General features: G+C 49.8%; 6 protein-coding genes and 1 pseudogene. All 7 read left to right on the forward strand.

All coding sequences use genetic code 11. The features are described from left to right. The coding region (gene rpsE / locus ACLQ7H_RS20810) for a 30S ribosomal protein S5 (protein WP_411754306.1) at positions 1-491 on the forward strand (491 nt) is incomplete at its 5' end. A gap of 6 nt (positions 492-497) precedes the next feature. Next, positions 498-677: a 50S ribosomal protein L30 gene (rpmD, locus tag ACLQ7H_RS20815; RefSeq protein ID WP_004956161.1), complete on the forward strand. Its 180-nt coding sequence runs from the start codon at positions 498-500 to the stop codon at positions 675-677. Positions 678-680: 3 nt separating this feature from the next. After that, positions 681-1,115 carry a 50S ribosomal protein L15 gene (gene rplO / locus ACLQ7H_RS20820; RefSeq protein WP_021182219.1) on the forward strand — a complete coding sequence of 145 codons (435 nt, stop codon included), beginning with the start codon at positions 681-683 and terminating at the stop codon, positions 1,113-1,115. 8 nt (positions 1,116-1,123) lie between these two features. Beyond that, positions 1,124-2,455, forward strand: coding sequence for a preprotein translocase subunit SecY (gene secY, locus ACLQ7H_RS20825; protein WP_021182218.1), 1,332 nt, complete (start codon positions 1,124-1,126; stop codon positions 2,453-2,455). A 33-nt stretch (positions 2,456-2,488) separates the two neighbouring features. Next, positions 2,489-2,605 carry a 50S ribosomal protein L36 gene (rpmJ, locus tag ACLQ7H_RS20830; protein WP_002227352.1) on the forward strand — a complete coding sequence of 39 codons (117 nt, stop codon included), beginning with the start codon at positions 2,489-2,491 and terminating at the stop codon, positions 2,603-2,605. Positions 2,606-2,751: 146 nt separating this feature from the next. Continuing rightward, positions 2,752-3,108 carry a 30S ribosomal protein S13 gene (gene rpsM, locus ACLQ7H_RS20835; protein WP_021182217.1) on the forward strand — a complete coding sequence of 119 codons (357 nt, stop codon included), beginning with the start codon at positions 2,752-2,754 and terminating at the stop codon, positions 3,106-3,108. 16 nt (positions 3,109-3,124) lie between these two features. Next, positions 3,125-3,190 (forward strand): annotated as a pseudogene (locus ACLQ7H_RS20840) (30S ribosomal protein S11); the annotation flags it as partial.

Genomic DNA, 3,190 nt, shown 5'->3' on the forward strand with positions numbered 1-3,190 from the left:
TCGAAAAACAAGCTGGCGAACTGCAGGAAAAGCTGATCGCGGTAAACCGCGTATCTAAAACCGTAAAAGGTGGCCGTATTTTCAGCTTTACCGCACTGACAGTAGTTGGTGATGGTAACGGTCGCGTTGGTTTTGGCTACGGCAAAGCACGCGAAGTTCCAGCAGCGATCCAGAAAGCGATGGAAAAAGCCCGTCGCAACATGATGAATGTCGCGCTGAACGGCGGCACCCTGCAGCACCCTGTTAAAGGTGCTCATACGGGTTCCCGTGTGTTCATGCAGCCAGCTCATGAAGGTACCGGTATCATCGCGGGTGGTGCAATGCGCGCCGTTCTCGAAGTTGCTGGGGTGCACAACGTACTGGCTAAAGCTTATGGTTCCACCAACCCGATCAACGTGGTTCGTGCAACTATCGACGCTTTGGCTAATATGAAGTCTCCTGAAATGGTCGCTGCCAAGCGTGGTAAATCCGTTGCAGACATTCTGGGGTAATTGACCATGGCTAAGACTATCAAAGTTACACAAGTTCGCAGCTCCATTGGCCGTCTGCCGAAGCATAAAGCTACACTGCTCGGTCTGGGTCTGCGTCGTATTGGTCACACCGTAGAGCGCGAGGATACTCCTGCTGTACGCGGTATGATCAACCTGGTTTCCTACATGGTTAAGGTTGAGGAGTAACAGATGCGTTTAAATACTCTGTCTCCGGCTGAAGGTGCCAAGCATGCGCCTAAGCGTGTAGGTCGTGGTATCGGTTCTGGCCTGGGTAAAACCGCCGGTCGTGGTCACAAAGGTCAGAACTCACGTTCTGGCGGTGGCGTACGTCGTGGGTTTGAAGGTGGTCAGATGCCTTTATATCGTCGTTTGCCGAAATTCGGCTTCACCTCGCGCAAAGCTATGATCACGGCAGAAGTTCGTCTGTCTGAACTGGCTCTTGTAGAAGGCGACGTAATCGACCTGAACACGCTGAAAGCCGCTAACGTTGTTGGTACCCAGATCGAGTTCGCGAAAGTTATGCTTTCTGGCGAAATCACTCGTCCGGTTACCCTGCGTGGTCTGCGTGTCACCAAAGGCGCTCGTGTTGCTATCGAGGCTGCTGGCGGTAAAATTGAGGAATAAGTAAGCTGATGGCTAAGCAACCAGGATTAGATTTTCAAAGTGCTAAAGGCGGACTCGGTGAGCTGAAGCGCAGACTTTTGTTTGTTATCGGCGCGCTGATTGTTTTCCGCATTGGCTCTTTCATTCCGATTCCTGGTATCGATGCCACTGTGCTTGCCAAACTGCTCGAACAGCAGAGAGGCACCATCATTGAAATGTTTAACATGTTCTCTGGTGGTGCTCTCAGCCGTGCTTCTATTTTTGCTCTGGGGATCATGCCGTACATTTCGGCCTCGATCATTATCCAGTTACTGACGGTGGTTCACCCAGCGTTGGCGGAAATCAAGAAAGAAGGGGAGGCTGGCCGTCGTAAGATTAGCCAGTACACCCGCTACGGTACGCTGGTGTTGGCCATATTCCAGTCGATCGGTATTGCTACCGGTCTGCCGAATATGCCTGGTATGCAGGGCCTGGTGTTAAACCCAGGCTTTGCGTTCTACTTTACTGCGGTTGTGAGCCTGGTTACCGGGACAATGTTCCTGATGTGGCTGGGCGAACAGATTACTGAGCGTGGTATCGGTAACGGTATCTCAATCATTATCTTCGCGGGTATTGTGGCGGGTCTTCCGCCGGCAGTAGGCCATACTATTGAGCAAGCTCGGCAAGGCGACCTGCACTTCCTCTTGTTGCTGTTGGTTGCAGTATTGGTGTTTGCAGTAACCTTCTTCGTTGTTTTCATTGAGCGTGGTCAACGTCGTATCGTCGTTAACTATGCGAAACGTCAGCAAGGACGTCGTGTCTACGCAGCACAGAGCACACACTTACCGTTGAAAGTGAACATGGCAGGGGTAATCCCGGCAATCTTCGCTTCCAGCATTATTCTGTTCCCTGCCACGATTGCATCATGGTTTGGGGGCGGTACCGGTTGGAACTGGCTGACAACGATTTCGCTGTATTTGCAGCCTGGACAACCGCTTTATGTGTTACTCTATGCGTCTGCAATCATCTTCTTCTGTTTCTTCTACACGGCGTTGGTTTTCAACCCGCGTGAAACAGCAGATAACCTGAAGAAGTCCGGTGCCTTCGTACCAGGAATTCGTCCGGGAGAGCAAACGGCGAAATATATCGATAAAGTGATGACGCGTTTAACCCTGGTGGGCGCGATGTACATTACTTTCATCTGCCTGATCCCGGAGTTCATGCGTGATGCAATGAAAGTACCATTCTACTTTGGTGGTACCTCGCTACTGATCGTGGTTGTCGTCATCATGGACTTTATGGCTCAAGTGCAAACTCTGATGATGTCAAGTCAGTACGAGTCTGCATTGAAGAAAGCAAACCTGAAAGGCTATAACCGCTAATCTGGTGCGTTTGAGAAGTTACGGAGAGTAAAAATGAAAGTTCGTGCTTCCGTCAAGAAATTATGTCGTAACTGCAAAATCGTTAAGCGTAACGGTGTCGTTCGTGTGATTTGCAGCGCCGAGCCGAAGCATAAACAGCGTCAAGGCTGATTATCTCGCATATTTTTCTTGCAAAGTTGGGTTGAGCTGGCTAGATTAGCCAGCCAATCTTTTGTATGTAGCTGCAACATTATTTGAGTATCCTGAAAACGGGCTTTTCAGAATGGTGTTGCCGTAAAAATTAGTAGGAGTGCATAGTGGCCCGTATAGCAGGCATTAACATTCCTGATCATAAACATACCGTTATCGCGTTAACGTCGATCTTCGGAATCGGCAAAACTCGTTCACAGTCTATCTGTGCTGAGACGGGTATTGCTGAAAATGTTAAGATCAGTGAGCTGTCTGAAGAGCAAATTGAACAACTGCGTGAAGCAGTTGCCAAATTCACTGTTGAAGGTGATTTGCGTCGTGAAGTTACCCTGAGCATCAAGCGTCTGATGGATCTTGGTACATACCGTGGTTTACGCCATCGTCGTGGTCTGCCAGTTCGCGGTCAGCGTACTAAGACCAACGCACGTACCCGTAAGGGTCCGCGTAAACCGATCAAGAAATAATCGGGGTGATTGAATAATGGCAAAGGCACCTGTTCGTACACGTAAGCGTGTAAGAAAACAAGTCTCTGACGGCGTGGCTCAT

Origin of the sequence: Serratia sp. (in: enterobacteria), from assembly GCF_046715635.1 — a bacterium.
Lineage (GTDB): Bacteria > Pseudomonadota > Gammaproteobacteria > Enterobacterales > Enterobacteriaceae > Chania.